We start from the raw sequence: 25,874 nt of genomic DNA, 5'->3' as shown, positions 1-25,874 counted from the left end.
GAGACGAACAAAAGAGAGGGGTGAGAAGCGGATGCTCATCAAACTTGCATGGCGCAACTTATGGCGGCAAAAAAGGCGGACGTTACTGACGGCCACTGCTCTCGCGCTAGTGCTTTTTCTCTCCTTACTCACCAGAGCGTTCCAAGAAGGTAGCTACAGTTCCAACATCAAAAACGCCGCAAAGTTTTATACTGGGCTTATTCAATTGCAAAACCCTGAGTTTGGCGACTCATCTAGCATTGATGATGTGCTTCCTCAAACCGATACTTTTATTTCAGCATCTAAAGCAAACTCTGATATCGATGTCATTCTTCCGCGTGTTGAATCCTTTGCGTTAGCGGCGAAAGGGGAGTGTTCGAAAGGCGTCATGGTTCTAGGCGTTGATCCTGAATCAGAAAATGCGTACTCCCACATTAGTGACAAATTGGTTCAAGGTGAGTTTATCGCCTCTGGGCAAAATGCGGTTTTGGTCGGTGGCGGTTTAGCGCAGTATCTTCGCTTGAAGATTGGCGATGAGTTGGTGTTGTATGGCGCTGGGTATCGTGGTCAGACGGCTGCGGGGTTGTATCGTGTCGCTGGAATTTTGCATTTCCCGTTACAGCAGTTGGATTCCCAATTGGTTTATATGCCTCTCGATACAGCTCAGACATTGTATTCACTTGATAAACAAGTGACGGCATGGGTGCTCAATACTTCAAATTTACGTGTATTGCCCAGTGTGATTGAGCAACTAAAGCGAGATTACGGCAATAGCGTCGCCGTAAAAGGCTGGCAGGAGTTATCGCCGGAGCTTTCTCAACAAATCGCATTAGACAAAGCTGGCGGGATCTTCCTCATCTACATTCTGTATGGCATCGTTGGTTTTGGTCTATTCGCGACCATTTTGATGACGACGTTAGAACGCCAGCGTGAATTTGCCGTGATGTTGGCCACTGGGATGCTCAGGAGCAAGCTGATTGGTTTAATTTCAATTGAATCGCTTTTCATCGCCATTATTGGCATTGTTTTGGGTTTGATCGTCAGTGCACCTGTGCTTGGCTACTTCTATTTTAATCCCATTGAAATTACTGGCGAAGCTGCTCAAGTCATGTTGGAAAGTGGTTTTGAGCCCATTGTGCCTGTTTCTCTCGATCCTCACTTGCTGCTTAACCAAATTATCGTGGTTCTCATCATCTTATCCTTGTGCCTTGTCTACCCGATGATTCGTCTCCTTCGTTTACCTATCGCCAGTGGGCTGAAAGGGGGCGCGCATGTTGATTAAATTGGCTTGGCGTAATCTTTGGCGGAACAAACTAAGAACGTCCATCATGCTTGGCGCGATGGTGTTTGGTTTGATGGGTGTTGTCGCCATGATCGGATTTATGAATGGTTTAGTGGACAGCATGATCAAAAATGCGATTGCTTGGCAAACCAGCCATTTGCAGATTCATCAAAGTGCTTATCTCGTTAATCCTGAACTGAAAGACACCATACCTGACTCGCAAAGCATCGTGACAACGTTAGACAAGCATCAAAGCGTGAAAGCCGTATCGGAGCGGTTTCTCGCCGATGGCATGATAGCTTCTGCTCGAAGTTCTCGCGGTATTCGTATTAATGGTATTCATCTTGAACAAGAGCAGAAGATAACGCCGCTTTCTGAGCATATCATCGATGGTTATTGGTTGGATGAAGAGGGCCGGAATCCCATTCTTGTATCGCACAAGACGGCGAAAAGATTGAAGCTACGGGTCGGTTCAAAAGTCATTCTGACGCTTTCCGATATCAATGGGGATGTCTCTGGCGCTGCGTTTAGAGTGAAAGGCATCTTCAAAACACCGTCCACGACCTTTGATGACGGCAACGTGTACGTCCGTAAAGCTGACCTAGAGAAAATTGCAGGGATAGCGGGGGCGCATGAAATCGCCATTTTGCTCAACGCCAATGATGACGACGTGTTGCAAAATATCGTGTCGTTTACCCGAACCTTGACCGACGATGGTTCAGGAAAGCCGTTAACGGTAAGAACATGGCTAGAAATTCAACCCCTGCTTTCAACTATGATGAGCTCGATGGATATCTCCAACCAAGTCATGCTGGTGGTGTTCGTGTTGGCTATGACGCTTGGCATCATCAATATCATGCTAATGTCGGTGTTTGAACGAACCAGAGAATTCGGCGTGCTGATGGCAGTGGGCATGCAGCAACACAAAATTCGTATTTTGATCACGTTGGAAACCATGTTCCTTGGTTTGACGGGATGTGCTTTAGGGTTATTTGGCAGCGCTGCCATGATAAAGCTGCTCAGTGTGACGGGATTGTCGCTTGGAGGGCTGGCCGATGGTTTAGGTGCATACGGCGTCGATACTCTGCTTTATCCTCGTGTTTCGTTTTACGAATATCAAATGATCATTGTAGCGATTTTTATGGCCAGTCTGTTTGCGGCTCTGTATCCCGCACGACAAATTCTCACGCATCGACCGGCTGATGCCATGGGGGAGAAGACCTGATGACAATTAAACTTGAGCGACTGACGAAAACTTATAATCCAGACAGCGATTTCCCTGTGCATGCGGTACAACACGTTGATTTAGAAATAAAACAAGGAGAATTTGTCGCCATCATGGGGCCTTCTGGCTCGGGTAAAACAACATTGCTCAATATGCTTGGTGGCATTGATGCTCCAACTTCAGGCAGCGTTGAAATCGATGGGTGTTTAATTTCAGAGATGTCGGAGAAAGAGCTGATTGCCTATCGACGAGACAATATTGGTTTTATCTTCCAAGACTACAGTCTTCTTCCTGTTTTGACCGCGTTGGAAAACGTCGAGTTTGTGATGCAGTTACAAGGCAAAACGGAACGAGAATGCCGAGAGCGTGCCATGTCTCTCCTTGAGCAAGTTGGTTTAGCTCAGCAGATGCACAAGCGTCCGAGCAAAATGTCGGGTGGTCAGCAACAGAGAGTCGCTGTCGCACGGGCACTTGCACCTAAGCCTCGCTTTGTCATGGCAGATGAACCGACCGCCAACTTAGACGCAAAGAGTACTTCGGAGTTACTCGACATCATGGAGCAACTGAGCGAACAAGAGGGCACGACATTTATTTTCTCGACTCACGACCCGAGGGTCATCAAACGAGCCCATCGTATTATTGTGTTTGAAGACGGACGCCTCGCGAGAGATTTCGCCAACATCGGTAGCACGGCAGAGAAGTTTCATGCGTAGCGGCTTACACATTCGTTTTTCTCCGCCATGGATAGTGGTGGTTAGTCAGGCATTAAGCCTTTCCTTGCTTGGCTTTTTCAGCTTTTGTGCTGTTGCCAATATCCCTGGTTTACAACCTCAAAAATCTTGGGATTTTGATGGTTATATTAAGTATATGGCGACATACAGCATGCCAGATGATCAAAGTAACTCGTTCGATCATCTGCTGCACAATCGTCTGAATTTTGAATACCGTTTTTCTCCAAACTGGCGTGTTAATGTTGGCTTGCGAAACCGAGCTTTGTGGGGCGATGCGTTAGACATTCCTCAATATCCCGAACTTGTCGCGCTAGATAATGGCTACTTTGATTTGAGCAAAAACTGGCGCGAAGACGACGTTATTCTGAATTCTCAATTTGACCGATTGTATGTGAGCTGGAAGAGCGACGATTGGAGTGCCAGTGTCGGGCGTTTTCGTATTAACTGGTCCATGAATACCATCTGGAACCCTAATGACGTTTATAACGCGTACTCGATTTATGACTTTGATTATGAAGAGAGAGCGGGCACCGATGCCATTATGGTCAGCAAAAAACTTGGTTTTGCCGACGGTTTAGATTTGGTGTTCTCTCCTTCACAAGCATCTGGGCAAAACAGTGCTTCGCTGCGTTATTTTTCAAATGTTTCTGGGTGGGATTATCAAATTATTGCAGGTCGAGCACGGACGGACTACATTCTTGGAGCTGGATTTGCGACCGATGTTTACGATGCAGGGCTGCGAGGTGAGTTAACTTGGTTTGATCCAATAGACGCTGAATATCAAGGTGAGCCAACGCATAATAACACTGTAGCGAGCTTAGAAGCAGATTACAGTTTTGGTGGTGTTCGTAACTGGATGACAAGAGGGGCTTGGCTGTTTATCTCGAAACCTCAAGATGCCAACAGCGCGCTTGCCTATCTCAACTTGCCGCTGAACGCTAAAACCCTGAGCTTTACTAAAAATACCTTCTATGCCGATGTGAGTTTTGATTTAACCGCATTGAATCGTTTCACTCTGTCAGCCAGCTACTATGACGATGGTTCTTACTTTGCAGGCTTATCAAGTAATTATTCTTTAGCTACCGACTGGCAACTGCTCACTGTATTACAACGTTTTTCAGGCAGTGGAGACAGTTTGTTTGGCGAAACACCAGCCACTTTGTTGTTTGCGAATATTCGATACAGCTTCTAGCTTTGCCATGTGACCAGTCGTTGTATCTGAATACGTTTATCAATGGCGAAGAATGCCTCGTTTTTAAATGCATTTTGATACATTGATTTAACATTTGCGCAAATGTCGTTATATTTAAGGCTCATCGTTGTCAGGAGTTTATGGATGAACCTTACAATATCAGGGAAGTTGCAGCTCAGTTTCGTGCTGTTAGCCGTCGTATTTATCGCATCTGCGATTTTCACTTATCGTAATATAAACATAGTTGAACAGCATGCATCATCATTATTGAGTTCCGATTTGCCGACTGTTGATACCAGTCGTGGAATTCAGCAATCGGTTCAAGCTTCGTTGTCTTCAATCCGAGCGTACATGTTATTGGGAAGTGATGAAGCCGAAGGTTTGCGTTTGAGTCAGGAAGTGCAAAGTATCATGGCATCAACGGACGATGCATTGCCAACCTTACAAGCTCTGATTTCGGAGTCAGATTTCCAGTCGATTCATCAGCAATGGGAAGCGATGAAAGTGTCACTTTCTCAGCTTATTGAGTTGAGCCACAGCGCGGAAAATCTGCCAGCGCATAATCTGTTTATTAACGAAGCTGCACCCATTGCTGAAGTCGCGCTCGACCAAATTCAAAGCCTAATTAATGAAGAGTCAGGCAATGAAATGGGCGGTGAGCGTAAGCGCTTATTTAAAGTCTACGCGGACAGTTACACTTCTCTAGCTAATGCTCTCTCGGCACTGCGTGATTTCCTGTTGTACGGACAGCAAACACATTTGGAGAAGTATCAAGACCTGATCAAATTCCACAACCAATCGGTCGCAGAAATCGACGCTAAACTGGATATGTTGTCAGACAACGACCAATCACTATGGTCATTGTTTAAAGAGATGCAACAGCTGTATTTCCCCTTGGCTGATCAAGTGATTACGCTGCGTCAATCAGATGAATGGAACAAAGCAAATTTGCTAATGGCAAATGAGTTGTTACCCGCGGCAAACGCGTTAAATCAAAGCCTAGAAACGATTGTGTTGGCTCAGCAAGCTAAAGCGGATCAAAGCGGTGTTGGCATCAGTCAATCAATCAAAAATGTGCTTACGTCGATGCTGGTGGCAGCATTACTGGTCGTGATTGCGGCGATTGCGATTTCAAAATACATGGGAAATACCATTGGGCGCAGAGTCCAGCGATTATCAGAACGAGCGAAGATTATAGCCTCTGGCGATGTTTCTCAACCACCATTGAACGTTGTTGGCAAGGACGAGCTGGCTGACCTTACGCGCTCTATCAATCGCATGAACGAGTCACTGGCAGGCATTGTTGCAGGTGTAAATGGCAAAGCGAACCAAGTGGACACCAGCATGGGTGCGCTTCTCGAATCGGCACAAGTTACATCCAATAACGTTGAACAACAACAGTCCAATATCTCAGAAATGGGGCGTCAACTCGAAGAGATTGCCTTTGCCGCGAGCAATACGTTGGATCAAGCTAATCAATCGGTGCAAAAGTTGTCAGATTCAAAAGATGAGATAGAACAAGGTCGTGACGCACTTGAGCAAAATAAAGCGACCATGGAAAGTTTACACAGCAGCATAGAAAGCGCCAGCACCCAAGTTACGCAGTTAAGCAAAGAGAGCGAAGCAATTGGCCGCGTGACGGAAGTGATTGAAGGGTTAGCAGAACAGACTAATTTGCTGGCACTCAATGCGGCAATTGAAGCGGCGAGAGCTGGTGAGCAAGGGCGAGGTTTTGCTGTGGTTGCCGATGAAGTGCGCATGTTGGCGACAAGAACCACGCAATCGACGACAGAAATCAACGGTATTATTAACGCAATTCAGCGTTCAACTCACACGGTGGTTCAGGAAATTGAACACAGCCAGTCGTTGGCAGAGCAAGGTGCTGAACACATCGATAATGCCGTAACGAGATTGGTTTCAACGACAGAGCAGATCGGTTCTCTAAACGAGCAAATGGCAGAATTGGCCGCTGCTGCCGAGCAGCAATCTCACGCAACGCAATCCATAAATGGGTTAATGGCAGGCATTACACAGTCGGTCGAAATGGTGGCGAGTAACAGTCAGCATGCTTCTGAGACGTCGTTGCAAGTGAAGCAACAAGTCACCGAGTTGAATCAACAAATGGCCATGTTTAAAACGGCTTAGAACCCCCCAATGAATGCTCCTCGACCATGAAGAAATACAATGGTCGAGGGTTTCGACTATTCTACTACTCACATAACCTAATTGCTCATTGAGTTTAGTTATTAAATCTATAGCTAAAACCAAATTTCCTTCCTCACCGCTCAGATCTAATATGACTCCATCGGCAGCAAACACTGCAAAAGAATTTTTTAAACTTTACTCTCCAAGGAGCAAGATTATGAGCAAACAAGTAAGCTTAATTGGTCTAGATCGTCAACAATCAGAACAACTAGCACAACAACTGAATCAGCTACTTGCCCACTATCAAGTGCTGTACATGAACACGCGCGGTTATCACTGGAACATCAAAGGCCACCAGTTCTTTGAATTGCACGTAAAATTTGAAGAGATCTACACAGATCTTCAAACCAAAATTGATGAACTTGCAGAACGTATTTTAACGTTGGGTTACACACCAGCACACGCGTTTAGCCATTACTTAGAATCAAGCGAAATCAAAGAGCATCAAAACGCGACAGCGGGTGAAGAGTGCGTGAAAGGCTTGGTTGATGGTTTTGGTGTTCTGCTTGTTAAACAGCGTGAGATTTTACAAAACGCTGGTGAAGCAGACGATGAAGGTACTGCGGCACTGATGGGTGACTACATCCGTGAGCAAGAAAAACTGATGTGGATGCTTAACGCTTACCTACAAGGCTAAGTTCAAACATTTACATACGATTCGGGAATAAGCCAAAGGAGCACATGAGTGCTCCTTTTTTGTCTCTGAGAATTGGCAATCTGATTCGTTGAGCTTTTCGGACAAAGGGATCAGTGCGCTGATTCAAAGTACGCCAGCAAATCGGACAGTTCTCTCACCGCAAGTGATGCCGAATTTTGAAATTGTTCGGTGATGCCGTGATGCACTAAACAAGACGGCATTTGTGCATTGTACGCAGCTTGTAAATCGTAAAGGAAGTCACCGACATACAGCACTTCATTTGGCATCAAACGCCACTCCTTGGCGAGCACTTGTAGCGATAAAGGATCGGGTTTTGGTGGATAACATTCACGCGTGATCACTTTCTCAACGGTGATTTGGTTATGTTCCAATTTTCTTTGTGTCGCAATTAGGCAGTTTCGCGTCACGATGGCGGTTTTAATCGCTTTTTTCTTCAAGTAGTTCAGCAATTCATGACAACCAATCATCGGGCTAGATTGTTCAGCATCGGAAATCTCGTGGTCAAAAATGACATTATGTGCATGCTCTTTGTGATGCGGGTGATCGATGCGCTCTACGAAATCCAATAAATCTTCTGTTTGAGGGCAACCGAGTTGCTGACGAAGATCTTGAAAGTTCATATCTGAACTGACGAGCGTGTTGTCTAAATCGAAAATGACGGCTTTTATTCTTTCAAGTTCTAGTGGGAAGGGAATCATAGTGGCCTCGTACAACTTAACCAAACTATCGTTATAAAAACAAAAGGTTATTGTTAAGTTTAGATTCTTCTGGCGAAGTTGTACGAAAATAAATCACTGATGCATCACAAATCGAAAAAGCGTTGCACAGTTCTTATTGCTCGGTTAAGCGGAAGATTTTGCCGCTGTCGGTAGAAAAGTAGATATAGCCATCGGGGCTTATCGTTATATCTCTGATTCGTTCTCCAAGCTTTTCCAGTAAGCGTTGCGATTCTGTGAGCTTGCCATCGTTAATGCTGACGACATTGATATGAGTGAGCTTTAACGCTCCAGCTAATATTTTGCCGTCAAGTTCTGAGTATTTATCCCCGCGATAGAGCACCATATTGCTTGGAGCGATAGAGGGAATGTAAACCAATTTGGGGTCTTCCATTCCTGGCAGTGACTTCGCTTCACCCACATCAAGTGGGCCCCAATATTCTTTCCCTTGTGAGACTCTTGCCCAACCGTAGTTCGCCCCTTTTTTAATTAGGTTAATTTCGTCACCTCCACGCGGCCCATGTTCAATCGACCAAAGTTGATCTGTCTCTTTGTCGTAGAACAAACCTTGTGGATTGCGATGCCCGAAACTCCATATTTCAGGCTTTGCCTTGGAGGAAGTAAAAGGGTTATCTGTTGGCACCGAGCCGTCTAAATTCAAGCGTAGTATTGAGCCCGCATGTGTTTGAGTATTTTGCCCGTTGTCTCGTTCACCGCGATCGCCAATCGTGAAGTAGATCTTGCCATCAATAAACGCGATTCGACTGCCAAAATGTCGGCCAGTATCGGTGATGGCATCGGCGATGAAGAGATCTTTCCAGCCAGTTAGTTGCTCGCCATTTAGCGTTGCGGTGGCAAGTGCGACGGTGTTTCCTTTCTGGGTTCGTTTGCTGTAGGTGAAATACAGCTGTGGATTTTTCTTATCGGTATTTGGGGCGAGTGCGACATCCAGTAAACCGGCTTGTCCACTGGTGTTAACGTTCTGAGCACTATGAATTTTCTGGCGTTGACCTGTCATCACATTGAGCAATGAAATGGTGCCATTTTTCTCGTTCACTACTACGCGTTGCGAATCGATAAATTCAATGCCCCAAGGGACTTGAAACCCATTGGCAACCTCATCAGCTTGGTATTGCGCAGCATGAAGTGAAAAAGATAAACAAGCGAGCAGGGCGGTGGTTACAATTCTCATGGGGCCTTCCATGTTGAAGTGCGTGGATGCTTAAAAGCTAACACTAAATGGTGAGATCCCCAAATGACGACAAGCTGCAGCGAGCGGTGTGTGAATATAAAAATCCCCGATACCAGATCGGGGATTGAGTTAAGGTGTTAGAGATGAATCTGTCTTTCTGCGATTACATTGCCGCTTCGAAGATTGCAGAAATCTCTTCGTGAGTTGCTTGTTTCGGGTTAGTGAAACCACACGCGTCTTTTAATGCGTTGTCTGCTAGCGTTGGGATGTCTTCTAGCTTCGCACCAAGCTCTTTAATACCAGCTGGAATACCAACGTCTTTTGCTAGCGCGACGATAGCGTCGATCGCTGCCGCAGCACCTTGCTCTGCCGACATACCTTCTACATCCACACCCATCGCTTTTGCGACATCACGTAGACGCTCTGGACATACTTGCGCGTTGTAGCGTTGTACGTGAGGAAGCAAGATTGCGTTACATACACCGTGTGGTAGGTCGTAGAAACCACCTAGCTGGTGCGCCATAGCGTGCACGTAACCTAGAGATGCGTTGTTAAACGCCATGCCAGCCATGAACTGTGCATATGCCATTTGCTCACGAGCTTCTAGGTTTTCGCCGTTTTTCACTGCGGTGCGTAGGTGCGCTTGAATTAACTCGATCGCTTTGATTGCAACAGCGTCAGTAATTGGTGTTGCCGCGATAGATACGTACGCTTCAATCGCGTGAGTTAGCGCGTCCATACCTGTTGCTGCAGTCAAAGACGCTGGCTTAGCAAGCATTAATTCTGGATCGTTTACAGAGATAAGAGGCGTTGTGTGTTTATCAACGATTGCCATCTTAATATGACGCTCTTCATCAGTGATGATGCAGAAACGGGTCATTTCAGATGCAGTACCTGCTGTGGTGTTGATTGCGATTAGTGGCAGCATTGGTTTTGCTGATTGATCCACGCCTTCGTAATCGCCGATTTTTCCGCCGTTAGATGCAACCAGTGCGATGCCTTTTGCACAATCGTGTGGTGAGCCACCACCAAGTGAAATTACGAAGTCACATTCGTTCTCTTTTAGAAGAGCTAAGCCGTCATTAACGTTGGTGATTGTAGGGTTTGGTTGAGTGCCATCGAACACAACGGTTGCTACGCCGCGTTCAGTAAGAAGATCTTGAACCTGTTTTACTACGCCGATTTGGTTAAGGATCTTATCCGTAACGATCAAACCTTTCTTAAAGCCTTGAGATTGGATGCTGTTTGCTGTGTCTTTTAGGCAGCCAGCGCCCATTAGGTTTACCGTAGGGATAAAAAATGCACTTGTCATATTGGATTGCTCCGTTGTTATTATTAATAATCTTTCATAATTTGCCATTTAACTGTCGCACACCCCTTTCTAGAACGAAATTGATCCAGAGCAAGTTTACCCATTTAGGGGTACTTTAAAGGAGGAAAGTGTGACAGCGATCTTGTTGCACAGTGTGGAGGTGCAACACAAATACAACGTAGCCCAAATATGCAACTATTAACGCAAACGATTGGTAAAAATTGAAATCTGATGATGATTTATATCTCAATTAGACTAAAGTATAAAAAAACCCCATTGATATTCGATCTATCAATGGGGATTTAAAATTGAGTTTTAAGTTATCTATCAGTAATTAGGCGATTTCGACCAATTTTGATACCAATTTATCGATTCCTGAAGCTGCTTGTGAGATATTCTGCGCTAACATGTAAGCTGGCGTAGAAAGCACATTGTGTTTCTCGTCAAACACATACTCATCTACGTTACATTCAACGTGCTCTCCACCCATTTGGTGAAACGCAGCTGCGGTTGCGTCATCATTACCTATTGTGCCTTTTACGCCATGTTCGTAAATCATAGGAATAATGACAGGGGCAATGCAGAGGTAACCGGCAGGCTTGTTGGCATTTGCGAACGCACGGCAAACTTGTGCAACGTGTGTATTAATCGAGCATTCCGCGCCAGAAACGGCAAAGTCAGTCAGATTTTTTGCTGCACCAAAGCCACCTGGTAACAATAGCGCATCAAAGTCTTCAACGTTCAGTCTAGCCACATCCTCAATGTTTCCACGCGCTATGCGTGCCGCTTCAACGAGCACGTTGCGTGGCTCATCCATTTCTTCGCCAGTGAGATGATTGATGACGTGTAATTGATCAATGTTTGGAGCGAAGCAATGCCAAGTAGCACCAGCTTTTTCGATGGCGTGCAGGGCTAGCACGGCTTCATGTAACTCTGATCCATCATAAACTCCTGAGCCACTCAAAATAACTGCGACTTTTTTCATTTTAAGATTCCTTTAGTCTGATATTTCCGTTTGTTGCTCTTTTATATTTGGGGATTGAGATTGAGCATTTGCCTTAGTTTCGACGATTTCTTGATCGTCTTCTTCTTCATCATAGTAGCGGACCACAAAAGGTGTCAGCATGACGCTCGATGGTAGAAAGTGTTTCATATCGACTCCAAACGCATAACAGAATCATTTTTATACTGAAATTTATAAAACAGTACGTTGAAGCGGATCATTTTTGAGTTAAGCTGAAGTTTCCTTTGGCATTCGTGAGTAGTAGGTCACATGAAATCCGTGCAATTTCGCTTCACACTTTATGGCTGCATTGCCATCCTCTCTTGGAGTTGCTTACTGGGTATTGCAAGGCTCGTAACCGAAAGTTTAGGGCCAGTAGGTGGGGCGGCGATGTTGTATTCGCTAAGTTCAATCTTTTTATTGATTGTGGTGGGCATCCCAAAGTTGTCTTACTTTTCTCCGAAGTATCTGATAGTTGGCGGCGCAATGTTTGTTTGCTATGAGATCTTTCTTGCGCTTGCTCTTGGGTATTCGAATTCGCGAGCTCAAGCGATTGAGGTATCTATCGTCAACTATTTATGGCCCGCACTAACGGTGTTGTTTGCAGTGTTGGGTAGCAACAAAAAGCCAAATTGGCTGTTGTATCCAGCAGTAACCCTCGCGTTTATTGGTGTGGCTTGGACAGTGAGCGGCGATAACGGTTTATCCCCGACACAAATCATCTCGAACGTAAGCAGCAATCCGCTGGTGTACTTCATGGCGTTCACTGGCGCGGTGATTTGGGCGGTTTATTGTAATCTCACACAGCGACAGCAATCGAAGCACAATGCGATCACGTTGTTTTTTATCGCAACTGCGGTTTCGCTTTGGGTGAAGTACGCATTTGCGGATGAGCCTACAATGACGTTCTCATGGTCAGCTCTTGGATATCTGTTCGCATCGGCAGCGTTGATGGCGGGTGGTTATGGCTTATGGAACATCGCCATTGTTGGCGGGAACATGGTCTTTTTGGCGACTTTGTCTTACTTCACGCCGATTTTCTCTGCGCTGTTTTCGTCGCTTATCCTTGGTGTTACGTTGAGCAATAGTTTCTGGCAAGGCGTTGTTATGGTGACGGTTGGGTCACTCTTGTGTTGGTTGGTAACAAAAGAGAAGCGAGAAGCTGCTGGTTAAACCCACATTATCTGAGTGATTAATGACTGGTTTGTGGCTTCTCCGGTTCTTGTCGGTGTTGATGGAGGCCTGCTTGAGCCGTCATCGTGTTATCGACAGGTCACCAATCATTTTCCAAGAGCAAGCATCAGTCACCAAGCTGAGATAGGTGTGGGAAGGTAAGTCGCATCATGAGATGCGATGTCTAACTTAGGCTTCGTTCCAGTTTGGTTCTTCTAACGCTGGCCAGAGCATCAAATCATCAATACCAACGTCCTTAAAGCCTATCTTTGAGTAATAGCTTTTAAGTGCTTCTACGCTTTCCTCTGAGCGATCTTCTAAAGGAAGCGCCTTTAGACCGATGATGTCGTAAATCGATGTAAAGCGTTCAATAAAGTCCTCAATTAAGGCTTTGGAATACTTATTTCCTCGATGCTCTTTCTTTACCTTTAGTTCGTGAATCACTATGAGGCGATCTGGTTCTGGGCAGATTCCCCAACGCATTGTTTCGTTACGTTTTGCGATGCTTTCTTTTAGCAAGTAATCATCATCAAGAATTTGGATAAAGTGGGCAATGCTGGCGTTAATGTTCAATAATTTATGACAGCTGATAGTACTCGAGGCTCTGGATAAATCTACGATGTAAAAGTCACACGTAGCGACTTCGGTCTCTTCTCCTTGGTCGACAAGAGCAAACATACTCGCTGTCATTACGTTGATACATGATTCAATATCATTTGAATAAGGAGCAGTTGTCAGGGCGTAGTTTATGATCATTGTTCTGTTCCTTTTCACTCGCTAGTAGCACAACGTCGTTTAATAAACGTGACGCGAACACTTAATTTGATGAGGTGTAACAAAGTGACCTCCCTCAGATACTTTAATTAATTCATCGGGCTGTGTTGGCGGAGTGTTGACTCCCGCAATCTTCATACTCACCCCTTTTAAACTTTTTTTAAAATGTTTACAGAGCCAGTATTACTTACAGATATTGGGAGTCAATTTCTTATTATGGTTAGCGTTAATCGGATGGGTGAGCATTCCGATAACGACCAACTGACAGCGCAGGATTTTTCACGTTTTCCCTATCTAAAACAGTGATCTATTGCACATTTTTATTACCATTATTCCAGAAGTTTAGAATTTTAATGTCGAGTAAAAATGCAAATAAACTGCGTTCTCCACACGACCAAATTTTTCTATTATGTGCAAATTAAAAAAGTGATATATGTCAAAGTTTGCATATTAAATCGCATTAATAATCGCCATCCCTTAAAGTTTTGACTTAACAACAAAAGGAGTAGATATGTTTGGCTTCTTTAAACGAAAAGCTTTAAAAAAAAGAGCCTTTAATCTATACAAAGAACTGGTATTTGGCAGGCTATATGAAGGCAACCGTTTCGGGCTAAATACAGAAGACTTATGCAAAACAACAGGGCTTAATCTATTCTCGACCCTCAATTTGATTCATAGACTTATAGCGACAGGATTGGTGGAGGAGTATGAGCTTGTTGATGTCGTTTGCTACCGAGCGGTGAACGTGCCAATTTATCTAGATGACACCTCTCCGCCAAGCATTATTACCGATTATGTAAAACGTGCAATTGGCCGAGTTGATTTTAAAGGACTGGCTTAACCAACACTTTTTAAAACCGCCCCAAAAGGCGGTTTTGTCGTTTTGCACTGTCATTGCGTTTTCAACCATCAAGGCTGTATTGGATGTTTACTAAAAATTTGGAGTAATCCCGAGCGCCCGAGACAGGCTTGATTTGAGGGTTGAGAAGAAAACTGAATATGTGACATTTTGACGTAGCTAAGAAAAGGTTATGTATGCTTGGTTTATTAAATAGAAAGACTTTGAAAAGCATGGCTATGAATCTATATCACGAACTGGTACGAGGTCGTATATATGAGGGTAAGCACTTTGGGCTCAATGCAGATGATATTTCGCAGAGAACAGGGCTCAGTATACATGTGGCTATTGCTCTCATTCATCGGCTTATAGACAACGAATTGGTGGAAAAGTATGGCTTTAAGGACGATGTTAGCTATCGAGCAGCGAACATTCCGAACCACCTAGACAAAACATCTGCTCCAATGAGCATTTTCCAGTACGTAAACCGCTCAATTGGCCGAGTAGACTTCAAAGATCTAGCTTGAAACACAAAAAAACCGCCGTTAGTGGCGGTTTTTTCATTTTCGTAAAGACTGAACACTCAATTTAGGTGCTTTATGATAGAAATACCTGACTTTTGTTTCGTGTTCTAACAATTCGCTACGTTTAAGTTCAGTTGCAGTTTGAATCTGTGCTTCGACAGACGCGTGGTTAGCTGTTTTCGAGTTTGTTCAAGAGTGTCGAGTTCAATCATGTCATCATCAACGTGTAGATCAATGTTCACGCGAAGCTCTTGACCAACCTTCGTAATGCCTGCCAGTTTTAACTGATGATCAGATACTTTTTCAATTTCTAAAACGTCGTTACCAACAACCTGACAAAGTTCTTTGCTTGGTGTCATCATTAGTAACTCACGCAATGCGCCACACAACATATCAAATGGTACTTTTAGGAAGTAGAAGCCCATAAGTAGCATCATCATTGGGTCCGCGTAGACTGCGTAATGCGCGAATGGGGTAAGAGATACTAGCCATGCAGCGATAAAACCAACAGTAACTGCCACGCTTAATAGCGTATCCATTTGCCATTGTTTTTTCTCCGCATCGATCAGACCTGATGAGAAACGACGACTTTTTTTCGCCATAAACCACCAAGCGTAACCACAACCGATAACGTTCACGAGACCAAAGATAGTCGCGATTGAGGTATCAACCTCACGACCCCCAGTCATCAATGCAGAGATCGCTGAGTAAAGCGAAAAACACACAACAACAAGAATCACGGCCGCTTTAATCGCAATAACGATAGGTTCGAGTACCGCTTTACCAAATGGAAATACAGATTTTGATGGCTTGCTGATGTAGGAAGATGCTGCCAGTGACAATAAAGTTAACAGTAAACTGACTAGCGAGTAAACACCGTCAAAAACGATGACAATCGACCCAACAAGCAAGCCAAGTACCATACCACCAGCTGCAAACCCAGAAGCTAAAAGGGCTGAAATGGTTAGAATACGGTTTTCGTTTTTGCTTGTCCTGTCACACATAAAAGATGCCTTTTGGTTTTAATACCTTACTATTCTTCTCTTCTGAGGCATTTTAGGCAACTACAAACTGAGTGGAAATTAAACGAGAAAGCGACCGTTTTATTATTTTTCTTTAAATACAATGACTTAATGTAACTTTGCAGTGTCAAATATATTGACGGTCACTGCCTTTTATTTAGAAGTCAAATAAATATTCGCTTAACTTATCTGCTAACCAAGTCATTGCTGGGTGTTCAATCTGACCGTTTGGGGCAAACATACAGTAGTCTTCTTGAGTCAAACCGTAAGTGTGTTTGATGACGGCAAGTTTTTGTTGGCGCAAGTAGTGGCGAATGAGCGGCTCTGGCAATACACCCCATGCGTCTTCTTCCAAAATGGTGTTGAGCATGTAATCGAAACTTGAGAAGCCAATGTATCGAGTTGAGAACGGCTGTAAGCCTGGGTTGTCTTTCTCGTTGAGGTAAACCATCAAAGCCTGCATTTGGCTGCGTAGATCTTCATCGGATACGCGACGCATCTTACTTAAGCGATGATCAACGCTACACACCGACATCATTCGGATTTTACCCAGAGGTTTGTAAACAATGTGCGGGTCATCAATGCGTTCATAGTCGACACCGAACGCAAAATCGACTTGATGAGTACTGACTAAGTTAGCCAAGTCACCACTAGAGGCCAAGATGAGGTTAAACGTTGTAGAAGGGAATCGATTGTTGAGTCGGTGAGACAGTTCTTGCCACAAATCGTCTGGCAGCGAGTCATCACGCGCCACCCAGACTTCGGCGTTGAAGCCTTCGGATATTTGCGCGCATGTTTTTCTGATTCGTTGAGCTGTGACCAACAAATACTCGCAATCTTTGTAAATTGCTTTTCCCGCTTCCGAAAGCGTCAGTTGGTTTCCTGTTCTTGTGAACAACTCAACATCGAGCTCTTTTTCTAATGCCTTGATCGACATGCTGAGTTTGGTTCGGTTACAGTCTAACTGCCGCGCAGCTTCGGAGACTGAGCCACACTCTGCGATAGTGCAGAAAGCTTCTACTTGAGTTAAGTTCATGATTTGACACAACCAATTAAGAATTTGCAATAAAGTAGGGCACGATAGAGATGTGCTCCCAAAGCTGTGAAAGATTATCGAAAAAAATAGTAATTCGCCAGATAAGTCTATGGTCTTTTAGCGGTTTTGCGGTACCCTATAGCCTATTAATCTCAAAATGCGCCAACTGCATTTTGACGTCACATAGTGATATGTGGGCTATAAGAAGTGAACATGGAGGCCACGATGGCACAAGATTGGGACGGCTTAGCAAAGAACTGGGAATCGAACCCAGCAACAGAGCAATTTGCGCAGTCGGTGTTTGCACAGTTACAACAGCTAACTCAGCTTGATGGCATTAAAGTTTTAGATTTTGGATGCGGCACCGGACAATTAAGCCAATTGTTGTCACCCATTGTTAAGGATATTGTGGCGTTAGATGCGTCTGAAGCCATGATTGAAGAGCTCGACAAGAAAGAGTTACTCAACGTTGAGCCAGTCGTAGATGCATTATCACGAGGTTTAGTGGCGCAACATCCTGCTTTCCGCGGACAATTTGATCTTGTGGTTGCGTCTTCTGTCCTTGCTTTTGTCGATGATGTGGAATCATCGTTAGACATTGCTCATTCGTTGCTAAATGAAGGTGGTTACTTCGTTCATTTTGATTGGGTTGCAGAATCTGAGCAAGACGGCTTCACCTTAAGCCGCTCCGAGAATGCATTGAGCAACGCTGGTTTTGTCGATGTTGAAGCGAAAAAAGTGTTCGATATCACCTCTGATGGACAAATCATGTCGGTATTAATGGGCGTTGGTCGCCCTTAATTTACCAAAAAGATTAAAAAAAGCGAGCCAAGGTGCTCGCTTTTTTGTGGGTGGAATCTAAGCTGATATCGCGGTTTGAATCTCTTGAAGTATCTCTGGATTGGCAATTGCGCCTAAGTTTTCAACTTGTCGACCATTGACAACCTGCTTGACGGCAAGTTCTACCAGTTTGCCTGATCGCGTTTTCGGAATATCGCTGATGGCGAAAATGGCACTCGGAACATGGCGTGGTGAACAGGCCGATTTCAGCTGCGCTTTAATGCTACCGATTAACTCATCATCCAACTCATCTTGGCTTTCTAATTGAACAAAAAGCCAGATCTGTTCATTTCGATCCACTTCTTTCCCAACTGCGATGGAGTCAACAATACCATCAATAGCATTCACCTGTTGGTAAATTTCTGCGGTACCAATTCTGACGCCACCTGGATTAAGAGTGGTGTCACTACGGCCATAAAAGACAAAACCGCCAACCTCACTTTTTTCTACATCGTCGCCATGATGCCAAACATTATCGAACTTATCCCAGTAAGCGCGATGGTAACGCTCGCCTGAATCACGCCAGAACCCAGAAGGAAAATTCGGCAGTGAATTGGTGCAAACCAGCTCACCTCGTTCACCTACGACACTGTGACCTTGTGGATTAAATACTTGCACATCAACGCCTAAGCCTGCGGATTGACATTCTCCTCGATAGACTGGGGATATCGGATTGCCTAATACAAAGCATCCGCAAATATCTGTGCCCCCAGCAATGGACGCTAAATGTACGTCTTCTTTTAAGTGCTCGTAAACGTAATTGAATTGCTCAGGATAAAGTACAGAGCCAGTTGAGCAAATCGTCTTGAGTGCGGGGAAAGCATCGGCTCTTTTCGGTGAGAATTGCGCTTTTTCAAGCGCTTCCAGATATTTAGCCGACGTACCAAACAAGGTCACGTCAGCATTTTGAGCAAGGTTCCACAGCACCTTGTGAGAAGGATAAACAGGGCTACCGTCAAAAATGACTAAGCACGCTCCGCTTGCAAGGGCGGAAACGTGCCAATTCCACATCATCCAACCACAGGTCGTGTAGTAAAAAACTCGATCGTTCGGTTGAATATCGCAGTGCAGTTGATGCTCTTTGACGTGATTCAGAATGGTGCCACCGACCGAGTGCACAATGCATTTGGGTTTACCTGTCGTACCGGACGAATACAACACAAAGAGTGGGTCATGGAAGTTAACGCGAGTGTAGGTGAGGGGCTCGGGTGAGTATTGATTGAGCACGTTTTGCCAATCTTGGGTACAAACATCACATTCAAAGATGTGAGGCTTGAGATAGCTGATTTGGCACACTTGTTTGAGGCCATCGAGATGATCGGATATATGTTGGTTTTTCTCCGCCATGTCGAAAGTTTTGCCATTGAATGTGTAGCCATCACAAGTGAACAAAATTTTTGGTTTTACCTGTCCAAAACGTTCCAGCACACTTTCTACGCCAAAATCTGGCGAGGTTGACGTCCATGTCGCACCTAAGCTGGTGGTTGCCAACATCGCGATGGCGGTTTGAGGAAGGTGCGGTAAGTAACCAGCAACAACATCGCCTTGTTTGATGCCACAATCCCTAAGCCACTGTTGAACACTCGAGACTTCATCACACAGCTGTTGCCACGTATAGGTCTGTCGTTCGTCACGCTCATTTTCAAACCAGATGGCGAGCTCATGTGGTTTTTGATAAGCAAAGCTCAATAAGTTTTCTGCGTAGTTAATATGAGCGTCAGGAAACCAACATAAATCGCGATTGAGTACTGGTTGTTGCCATTTGCTCTTGGCTTGGCTTTTTACTGTCTCACCTGCATTACCTATTACATCGCAAAAAAGCCAGACTTCTTGCCAAAACTGTTCGTTATGATCCAAAGACCATTGGTGCAGGTCTGCGTAGTTTTTTAGGTCAAAACCTTGTCGATTAATGTGTTCGATAAACTGAGTAATATTGGCTTCTGCGATACGACTTTCGCTCGGTTGCCATACTTTGTTGCTCTCGCGCATAGGTCCCTCTATAACAAAGTGATAACAGTTTTAGTCTGAGGGGGAATGCCAATAAAGTCAAACTCCCACGTCAAAGCTTGTTGTTTTATAAATCATGATGTTATGAACTGATGTAAACAATATGTTACATCAAACTTTGATTGAGAAAATCGATCAGGGATTGGAAGCTCTTAAGACTCCAGATAGGCTTAATGTAAAAGATTTGTTAATGGAGATGAGTCATGACTCAATATCGTTCAAAGCCCGTTAGCCAGGATGGAAGGGTAGAATGGAGCCACGAAGAAGATGCCATTTGGAGTGACCTTGTCACGAGACAAATGAGCGTGATCAAAGAGCGTGCGTGTGATGCTTATCTACGTGGTTTGGAATTGCTGAACTTACCTCCGGATCGTGTGCCTCAGTTGCCGGAAATCAATCGAGTCTTAATGGAAACAACAGGATGGCAGGTTGAGCCTGTGCCTGCTCTGATCGATTTCGACCGATTTTTTAATTTGTTGGGTAACAAACGTTTTCCAGTCGCGACTTTCCTAAGAACCCGAGAAGAGTTCGACTATTTACAAGAGCCGGATTTTTTCCACGAAATTTTCGGCCATTGTGCCATGCTCACGCATCCAGAGTTTGCTGCGTTTACGGAACATTATGGTCAGCTCGGACAAGCGGCAACACCAAAACAGAGAGCTTACTTGGCTCGTCTTTACTGGTTTACCGTTGAATTTGGTTTAGTGAAAGAAGGCACGAAAACCAAAATCTATGGCGGCGGCATACTCTCTTCCCCAGGAGAAACCATCTACGCATTGGAAAGCGAAAGTGCAATTCGTGAGTCCTTTGACCTACAAACGGTATTAAGAACACCATATCGTATCGATATCATGCAGCCTAAATACTATGTGATTAATGATTTCTCCCAGCTTTTCCAAATTAGCCAACTGAATTTATTGAAACAAGCGGATCTAGCGATAGATGCTGGATTGCTTCCACCACTTTTTGAACCTAAGGAACCTGCTCATGCTGAATGAACAAAAATGCGAAGCTTGTAGCTTTGATGCCATTGCCCTGACGAAAGAAGAACAGCAATCTCTATTGCTGCAGCTGTCCGATTGGCATCTCATTGAAAGGGACGACATTCCGCAACTTGAGAAGGTCTATAAGTTTAAGAACTTTAAACAAGCATGGGCGTTCAGCAACAAGATTGCGGAATTGGCAGAAGAAGAATTTCATCACCCATCAATTTTGCTTGAGTGGGGCAAAGTCACCGTGACTTGGTGGAGCCATTCCATTAAAGGTTTGCATAAAAACGATTTCATCTGTGCGTCTAAGTGTGATGCGTTGGTGTTGAGCGAATAAACACGAATGGACAGCCGTTGTTTGCTATTCATGCTCTGAAAAGCATTAACACACTTGACCGTGAATAAAAAACGCCCGAACTGATATTCGGGCGTTTCCTATTTAGCACTTCTGTTTTATGGCCACGGTTTTAGCGCCACAGTTGTAGACACTTTGAGATACTACTGTTTTTAGATTTCGATACGAAAAACTGAGGTTGTGCCCGATACCTCGTTACCGACGGCAATAAAATGTTGTCCGTTACGAGCAAAGTAGTTGATTGACTCGGGCGCTAGATCGCCCGCTTTAGGATTGTAAGTGTCATTTGCGCACTTACCGTCTTCTACCAAGGTACATACTGGTTGGGTGTAATCGCGGTGGTTTACATAATGCAAGAACTGCGCTTTTTTTGGCTCGGTGATGTCGTAAACCATAATACCGCCTTGGCGCTCTAAACCGATAAATGCGTAGTCTCGCCCATTGATCTTCGCTACTTCGATGGCTTCTGGCTCGATGCCTTTATCATCACTTCGGTCATCACCGCTACTGTTGCTGTCGTTTGTGCTGTTGAAGTGTTTACCTTCGTTCAAGAGGGCAACTGTTGCGAAATCGTCTCCACTATCAAAAACTAGCTCACCATTTTCATTCCAAATTGAGAATGAACGCGCGCCAAATGCTTGAACGTTTTCTTCTGCGTTTAATGTGTGGTTTGGTTTGATAACTTTGAGTCTAGCTAGCTGTTTGTTGTCTTTCAGAGCTCCAGCAAGAGGGTGGTCGGTCGTAACTTTGAGTTTTTTGCCACGGACTTCGTCGATATGGCTCAAACAGGAGCCTTTGACATTGGTGTAATCTGGCGTACCTTGATAGTCATCCTCATCCCACTTGAATCCTGCTTGATCACATTCAGCTTGAGTGGTTTTAAAACCATATTCGCGACCATCCCCTTCGTTGGCTGAAACAATGTAGGTTTGGCCGTTGACAGAGTAACTGTCTAGCGTGTCGGGCATGTACAAGCCAACCAACTGCGGATAGCTTTTCAAATTGCCGATGATCTTATCTTTATTTGAGGCGTCCAGCTTTGAATTTGACCAAGACTTTTCCCCTAAAGCGACAATTTTTTCTACCGATTGGCTTTGTGGATCAATAATCGCCATTGCGTTATTTTCCTGCAAGGCGACATAAATTTTCCCGTTGTCGGCAAACGTCAGATATTCCGGTTCAAGGTCTTGAGCAATTGAGGCATTAGGGCCGGAAATACGTACAGCTTTTGGCAATTCATCTGAGCGCACTCCATCAAATTCGCCAAAGCCAATTTGCGTAACGTCAGCATTGTTAATACCTTTGCTCAAATCGACCAACGTCACGCTACCTTCGGGATCGATACTGTAATCGGAGTTCGGTTCGCCTTCGTTTGCGGTGGCAATGTAACGACCATCTTTAGAAAAACCAACCATATCTGGCAGCGCACCGGTTTTGAAAGTGGTGATTAGAGAAAGATCATCCGAGCGATACAGCGCGATCAAGCCATCTTCCTGCTTATTATTGTTTTCAATCGCGACGGCGACTAAGCCATTAAATACAGCAACACTGTTGGCCGCGCCGATTTCAATCCCTGTGGAAGTGCCCGCATCGGTTAGGTCAATAAAATCGGTTTGTGAAGGCGCACTGCTTTCGTTGAGCGACAACACATCCACACGTTTGGCTTGAGCATTGACCACGTAGAGTTTGTCCGTGCACGCATCATAGTTCACGATTTCTGCGGCAGAAGTATCAAACGGCGCATCGGCGATAGATGACCCAACAAACGTCAAACCTTGGATTGAGGTTTCCCCAACAGCGGGTGAACTGATCGGCTTACATTGTGCACTGAAAGATGCGATAACATCGTTCTGTTGCGATGAACATGCGATGGCGAGCGTCGATAACGCCATTGCACCTATTGCCTTAAGTGGGGTGGTCATGATATCTCCTTATCAATCCGATATACTGTCGCTCAATGCATGATTTTCAGATATCTATTCATTCACTGCAGTGGACGATAATAGAACATTGATTGACGTGTGATTTGGTAAGGCTCTGAATATATGTATGATTTATGACTCTTATATGGGCTTTTTATGAAACAAATGTGTCATTGGCGAGATTGCGATGGCATTAGGATTTGGAATGAAAATGGAACTACAACAATTTCTTGATGTGCTGGCATCGTCACCTGAAAAGATTGAATTTGAAACGACGATGGCGGTGATTGAAGATAATTACGATTTTACGCCCGCTGCATTTACGAATGGCAATACGCAAAATGGCGCGAATGAAAACAACGGTTCGTGCAAAATTTTTGCATTCGGCTTATTGAACACTCTCGATAAAGAAGCGACGTTGGCGTGTTTTGGTCGTTTCTACCGCGAGGACGTACTGCTTCACCCAGAAAACAACGATCACCAAAATATCCGCAATTTCATGGTGACGGGGTGGGATGGCATTCAATTTGAGACTTCTGCGCTTACCGCAAAATAGTTATCATTTTAGAATCGCGTTACATGAAGAAGCCAGTCGTATTATGCGACTGGCTTTTTTTCTAAACACTTGCGGCATAAACAAAGCTGATCGGGCTCCGGCTTAGGCAAGTCACGAGGCTCAATGCCAAAACACCAACACGTTTCTTTTCCTGCTGCAATATCGCAGTGAGCTTGCGAATCGCATTCAGGACAGCGGTGGGTGGAATCTTCTCCGGTGATTTGCTCGATAATGGTTTCTCGTTGGAGTTCGGTTTTGTCTTTCCATTGGATGATTTCATCCATCGTTCGGTGACAGCCAGAACAAATTCCAGCGTTATTCTTACAGGCTGCTCTACATGGTGACTTCATTACATTCTCGTTCTAATTTTTAATGTCGCGTACTCTAGCACAAAGCAACTCAAAGCCGTCAAAATAAACCGCCCGAACGATCGTTGAGCTTCTTGCCTTATTTGGTCCTTTAACTGGTGAGGGAGCACCGCTGGTGATACTCTTGCGTGAGATGTCTTAACCGCGCTTCATTTATGTTAGAAAAAGAAAACCTGATTAAACTGGCAAGAATGCAAATGCCATTTGGCAAATATGCAGGCAGAGTACTTATTGATTTACCTGAGGAATATTTGCTGTGGTTTGATAAAAAAGGCTGGCCGAGCGGCGAGTTAGGTGACCTATTAAAGCTGTGTTTAGCGTTAAAAATTGAAGGGCTAGACAGCGTCGTGAAACCTTTGAAAAGGATGTAACCTGCCTCTGTAACCCTATTTCCCACGATACAGTGTGTTTTACTTCTAAAGAGTCAGGCTGCCTGACTCTTTTTTCTTTAAAGTGAATCGCCAATGAGTTCATAAATGATGGTTTATCATTAGGGGATTCACGAATATTAGGCAAAGAGCACTCCTGACCTTTATAGCGCTGCTCCAAACCACCTCTGTTTCGCGCATTATCGCTAACATCCTCGCGCTAAATAGCATAAGATACTTGGCCTTTACCCAGTACTGAGCCTCTCATCGTAATGACAGACAAAACACAGCAAGCGACATTTGCCGATCTTGGCCTGATTCCAACCTTAGTCGAGCGACTAGAAGCGTTAGAATATAACCAACCAACACCTATTCAATCTCATGCTATTCCTCATGTGCTTGATGGCAGGGATATGATAGGTGGAGCCAATACGGGCTCAGGTAAAACCGCCGCTTTCTCGCTGCCAATTCTGCAGAAAATTCTTCAGCAAGGTGAATCAAATGATCGTCGTGGTAACTTCGTTTCTCATCTGATTTTGGTTCCTACTCGTGAGCTGGCGTCGCAGGTGGCTTACAACGTTAAATCTTACTCATACCATCTTAGAGATAAGATCAAAACGGTTGCCGTATTTGGTGGCGTGTCCGTAAACCCGCAAATGCTGGCGCTACGTGGCGGCTGTGACATCATTGTTGCAACGCCGGGACGACTACTTGATCTGGTATCGAGTAATGCGATTAAGTTAGACCAAGTAAAAACGCTCGTGCTCGATGAAGCCGACCGTATGTTGAGTTTAGGATTTACCGAAGAGCTCAATAAGATTCTTGCCTTACTGCCAGAGAAGAAACAGACACTGCTATTTTCTGCTACTTTCCCTGAGAAAGTCACGACTTTGGCTCAGCACTTACTTAACGATCCTGTTGAAGTTCAGTTACAGAGTGCAGAAGCCAGCACTTTGGTGCAGCGCGTGTTTAGTGTCAATAAAGGTGAAAAGACGGCGGTACTCGCGCATCTAATCAAACAGCATCAATGGCGCCAGACTTTAATTTTTGTGAATGCTAAGAATGCCTGTAACCACCTAGCTCAGAAACTGTCAAAACGCGGCATCACTGCCGAAGTTTTTCATGGCGATAAAGGGCAAGGCGCTCGTACTCGCGTTCTTGATGGCTTTAAGTCTGGTGAGATTCAAGTACTGATTGCTACCGATATCGCAGCGCGCGGTCTCGATATTGAAAAATTGCCAGTGGTGATTAACTTCGATCTTCCGCGTAGTCCTGCCGATTATATGCATCGCATCGGACGCAGTGGCCGTGCGGGGGAAGTGGGTCTAGGTCTATCTCTTATCGATTACGATGACTACCACCACTTTAAAGTGATAGAAAAGAAAAATAAGTTCCAGCTTGAACGCGAGCAGGTAGAAGGCTTTGAAGTGGAAGATGACCAAAGTGAAGCCTACTTTTTACCGATGAAGCCGCGCGCAAAGCCAGCAGGAACGGGTAAAAAGAAGAAAAAGCGTAATCAGTAGAAGACGTAATCTACAAGTTAGTCGAATTACGAGAGTTTCTTGGGCGGAGATGAACCAGTTGGCCACTCGCCGCCGTTAACCCTT

Annotated in this window: 26 protein-coding genes; 15 read left to right on the top strand and 11 right to left on the bottom strand. The window is 44.7% G+C overall.

Features of this window, described 5'->3' with window-relative positions:
- Nucleotides 1-31: 31 nt before the first annotated feature.
- The 6 genes from ACF8CV_RS05140 (at nucleotide 32) to ACF8CV_RS05115 (ending at nucleotide 7,251) form a co-directional block, all read left to right on the top strand.
- Nucleotides 32-1,261 (top strand): ABC transporter permease, encoded by a 1,230-nt coding sequence (locus tag ACF8CV_RS05140; protein ID WP_138937374.1) that lies wholly within the window; start codon nucleotides 32-34, stop codon nucleotides 1,259-1,261.
- Nucleotides 1,251-2,486, top strand: a complete 1,236-nt coding sequence (locus ACF8CV_RS05135) for an FtsX-like permease family protein (protein WP_029862499.1) — start codon at nucleotides 1,251-1,253, stop codon at nucleotides 2,484-2,486. Before ACF8CV_RS05140 ends, ACF8CV_RS05135 begins: the two co-directional genes overlap by 11 nt.
- Entirely contained in the window at nucleotides 2,486-3,199 is a 714-nt protein-coding gene (locus tag ACF8CV_RS05130; protein WP_005482754.1) for an ABC transporter ATP-binding protein, read from the top strand. The genes ACF8CV_RS05135 and ACF8CV_RS05130 overlap by 1 nt, the downstream gene beginning before the upstream one ends.
- Nucleotides 3,192-4,409: a hypothetical protein gene (locus tag ACF8CV_RS05125; protein ID WP_138937373.1), complete on the top strand. Its 1,218-nt coding sequence runs from the start codon at nucleotides 3,192-3,194 to the stop codon at nucleotides 4,407-4,409. Before ACF8CV_RS05130 ends, ACF8CV_RS05125 begins: the two co-directional genes overlap by 8 nt.
- A gap of 144 nt (nucleotides 4,410-4,553) precedes the next feature.
- A complete protein-coding gene (locus ACF8CV_RS05120; RefSeq protein ID WP_171055865.1) occupies nucleotides 4,554-6,554 on the top strand; it encodes a methyl-accepting chemotaxis protein in 2,001 nt (666 codons plus the stop codon).
- Between the two features lie 217 nt (nucleotides 6,555-6,771).
- On the top strand, nucleotides 6,772-7,251 hold the full coding sequence (locus ACF8CV_RS05115) for a Dps family protein (RefSeq protein WP_005461991.1): 480 nt from the start codon (nucleotides 6,772-6,774) through the stop codon (nucleotides 7,249-7,251).
- 110 nt (nucleotides 7,252-7,361) lie between these two features.
- Here the strand turns inward: ACF8CV_RS05115 and ACF8CV_RS05110 are convergent, their stop codons facing one another.
- The 5 genes from ACF8CV_RS05110 to ACF8CV_RS05090 all read right to left on the bottom strand — a co-directional run bounded on the left by ACF8CV_RS05110 (nucleotide 7,362) and on the right by ACF8CV_RS05090 (nucleotide 11,645).
- Nucleotides 7,362-7,970 carry an HAD family hydrolase gene (locus tag ACF8CV_RS05110; RefSeq protein ID WP_138937371.1) on the bottom strand — a complete coding sequence of 203 codons (609 nt, stop codon included), beginning with the start codon at nucleotides 7,968-7,970 and terminating at the stop codon, nucleotides 7,362-7,364.
- Nucleotides 7,971-8,103: 133 nt separating this feature from the next.
- Nucleotides 8,104-9,180 carry a PQQ-dependent sugar dehydrogenase gene (locus ACF8CV_RS05105; RefSeq protein WP_171055864.1) on the bottom strand — a complete coding sequence of 359 codons (1,077 nt, stop codon included), beginning with the start codon at nucleotides 9,178-9,180 and terminating at the stop codon, nucleotides 8,104-8,106.
- A gap of 163 nt (nucleotides 9,181-9,343) precedes the next feature.
- Nucleotides 9,344-10,492 carry an L-threonine dehydrogenase gene (gene yiaY, locus ACF8CV_RS05100; RefSeq protein ID WP_138937369.1) on the bottom strand — a complete coding sequence of 383 codons (1,149 nt, stop codon included), beginning with the start codon at nucleotides 10,490-10,492 and terminating at the stop codon, nucleotides 9,344-9,346.
- A gap of 334 nt (nucleotides 10,493-10,826) precedes the next feature.
- Entirely contained in the window at nucleotides 10,827-11,477 is a 651-nt protein-coding gene (gene elbB, locus ACF8CV_RS05095) for an isoprenoid biosynthesis glyoxalase ElbB (protein WP_138937368.1), read from the bottom strand.
- A gap of 12 nt (nucleotides 11,478-11,489) precedes the next feature.
- The gene (locus ACF8CV_RS05090) at nucleotides 11,490-11,645 is read right to left on the bottom strand and encodes a hypothetical protein (RefSeq protein WP_005461930.1); all 156 of its coding nucleotides are present in this window, start codon (nucleotides 11,643-11,645) and stop codon (nucleotides 11,490-11,492) included.
- Between the two features lie 120 nt (nucleotides 11,646-11,765).
- Here ACF8CV_RS05090 and yddG point away from each other — a divergent pair, with 120 nt between their 5' ends.
- Nucleotides 11,766-12,668, top strand: coding sequence for an aromatic amino acid DMT transporter YddG (gene yddG, locus ACF8CV_RS05085; RefSeq protein WP_005482638.1), 903 nt, complete (start codon nucleotides 11,766-11,768; stop codon nucleotides 12,666-12,668).
- Nucleotides 12,669-12,857: 189 nt separating this feature from the next.
- Here the strand turns inward: yddG and ACF8CV_RS05080 are convergent, their stop codons facing one another.
- Nucleotides 12,858-13,424 (bottom strand): hypothetical protein, encoded by a 567-nt coding sequence (locus ACF8CV_RS05080; protein WP_005482595.1) that lies wholly within the window; start codon nucleotides 13,422-13,424, stop codon nucleotides 12,858-12,860.
- Nucleotides 13,425-13,953: 529 nt separating this feature from the next.
- On the opposite strand from ACF8CV_RS05080, the gene ACF8CV_RS05075 reads away from it, so the two are divergent.
- Nucleotides 13,954-14,283, top strand: a complete 330-nt coding sequence (locus ACF8CV_RS05075; protein ID WP_053317626.1) for a hypothetical protein — start codon at nucleotides 13,954-13,956, stop codon at nucleotides 14,281-14,283.
- A gap of 230 nt (nucleotides 14,284-14,513) precedes the next feature.
- A complete protein-coding gene (locus tag ACF8CV_RS05070) occupies nucleotides 14,514-14,807 on the top strand; it encodes a hypothetical protein (RefSeq protein WP_202632722.1) in 294 nt (97 codons plus the stop codon).
- A 104-nt stretch (nucleotides 14,808-14,911) separates the two neighbouring features.
- Here ACF8CV_RS05070 and ACF8CV_RS05065 read toward each other — a convergent pair whose 3' ends face one another.
- A complete protein-coding gene (locus ACF8CV_RS05065; RefSeq protein WP_005462012.1) occupies nucleotides 14,912-15,808 on the bottom strand; it encodes a cation diffusion facilitator family transporter in 897 nt (298 codons plus the stop codon).
- Nucleotides 15,809-15,983: 175 nt separating this feature from the next.
- Complete coding sequence (locus tag ACF8CV_RS05060; protein ID WP_005461877.1) at nucleotides 15,984-16,862, bottom strand: LysR family transcriptional regulator; 879 nt, start codon at nucleotides 16,860-16,862, stop codon at nucleotides 15,984-15,986.
- Nucleotides 16,863-17,087: 225 nt separating this feature from the next.
- Here ACF8CV_RS05060 and ACF8CV_RS05055 point away from each other — a divergent pair, with 225 nt between their 5' ends.
- The gene (locus tag ACF8CV_RS05055) at nucleotides 17,088-17,663 is read left to right on the top strand and encodes a class I SAM-dependent methyltransferase (RefSeq protein WP_171055863.1); all 576 of its coding nucleotides are present in this window, start codon (nucleotides 17,088-17,090) and stop codon (nucleotides 17,661-17,663) included.
- Nucleotides 17,664-17,720: 57 nt separating this feature from the next.
- Here ACF8CV_RS05055 and ACF8CV_RS05050 read toward each other — a convergent pair whose 3' ends face one another.
- Entirely contained in the window at nucleotides 17,721-19,691 is a 1,971-nt protein-coding gene (locus tag ACF8CV_RS05050; RefSeq protein WP_138937366.1) for an acetoacetate--CoA ligase, read from the bottom strand.
- A gap of 221 nt (nucleotides 19,692-19,912) precedes the next feature.
- Between ACF8CV_RS05050 and phhA the strand changes: the two genes are divergently transcribed.
- A complete protein-coding gene (gene phhA / locus ACF8CV_RS05045) occupies nucleotides 19,913-20,707 on the top strand; it encodes a phenylalanine 4-monooxygenase (RefSeq protein ID WP_138937365.1) in 795 nt (264 codons plus the stop codon).
- Nucleotides 20,697-21,035, top strand: coding sequence for a 4a-hydroxytetrahydrobiopterin dehydratase (locus ACF8CV_RS05040; protein WP_005482617.1), 339 nt, complete (start codon nucleotides 20,697-20,699; stop codon nucleotides 21,033-21,035). Before phhA ends, ACF8CV_RS05040 begins: the two co-directional genes overlap by 11 nt.
- Before the next feature lie 170 nt (nucleotides 21,036-21,205).
- Here ACF8CV_RS05040 and ACF8CV_RS05035 read toward each other — a convergent pair whose 3' ends face one another.
- Nucleotides 21,206-22,975: a choice-of-anchor I family protein gene (locus ACF8CV_RS05035; RefSeq protein WP_208871085.1), complete on the bottom strand. Its 1,770-nt coding sequence runs from the start codon at nucleotides 22,973-22,975 to the stop codon at nucleotides 21,206-21,208.
- A gap of 211 nt (nucleotides 22,976-23,186) precedes the next feature.
- On the opposite strand from ACF8CV_RS05035, the gene ACF8CV_RS05030 reads away from it, so the two are divergent.
- Nucleotides 23,187-23,531, top strand: coding sequence for a HopJ type III effector protein (locus ACF8CV_RS05030; protein WP_053313905.1), 345 nt, complete (start codon nucleotides 23,187-23,189; stop codon nucleotides 23,529-23,531).
- Between the two features lie 41 nt (nucleotides 23,532-23,572).
- On the opposite strand, the gene ACF8CV_RS05025 is transcribed toward ACF8CV_RS05030, so the two are convergent.
- Complete coding sequence (locus tag ACF8CV_RS05025; RefSeq protein WP_072828505.1) at nucleotides 23,573-23,881, bottom strand: cysteine-rich CWC family protein; 309 nt, start codon at nucleotides 23,879-23,881, stop codon at nucleotides 23,573-23,575.
- A gap of 173 nt (nucleotides 23,882-24,054) precedes the next feature.
- Between ACF8CV_RS05025 and ACF8CV_RS05020 the strand changes: the two genes are divergently transcribed.
- Both ACF8CV_RS05020 and ACF8CV_RS05015 read left to right on the top strand, forming a co-directional pair.
- Nucleotides 24,055-24,270: a DUF3820 family protein gene (locus ACF8CV_RS05020; RefSeq protein WP_005375557.1), complete on the top strand. Its 216-nt coding sequence runs from the start codon at nucleotides 24,055-24,057 to the stop codon at nucleotides 24,268-24,270.
- Nucleotides 24,271-24,539: 269 nt separating this feature from the next.
- A complete protein-coding gene (locus tag ACF8CV_RS05015; protein WP_015313050.1) occupies nucleotides 24,540-25,790 on the top strand; it encodes a DEAD/DEAH box helicase in 1,251 nt (416 codons plus the stop codon).
- Nucleotides 25,791-25,874: the final 84 nt, after the last annotated feature.

It is taken from the genome of Vibrio sp. zbq_1, from assembly GCF_043102935.1.
Lineage (GTDB): Bacteria > Pseudomonadota > Gammaproteobacteria > Enterobacterales > Vibrionaceae > Vibrio > Vibrio parahaemolyticus.
Note: the sequence above shows the minus strand (reverse complement) of the source record. Positions and strands in the feature narration are given on the sequence as shown.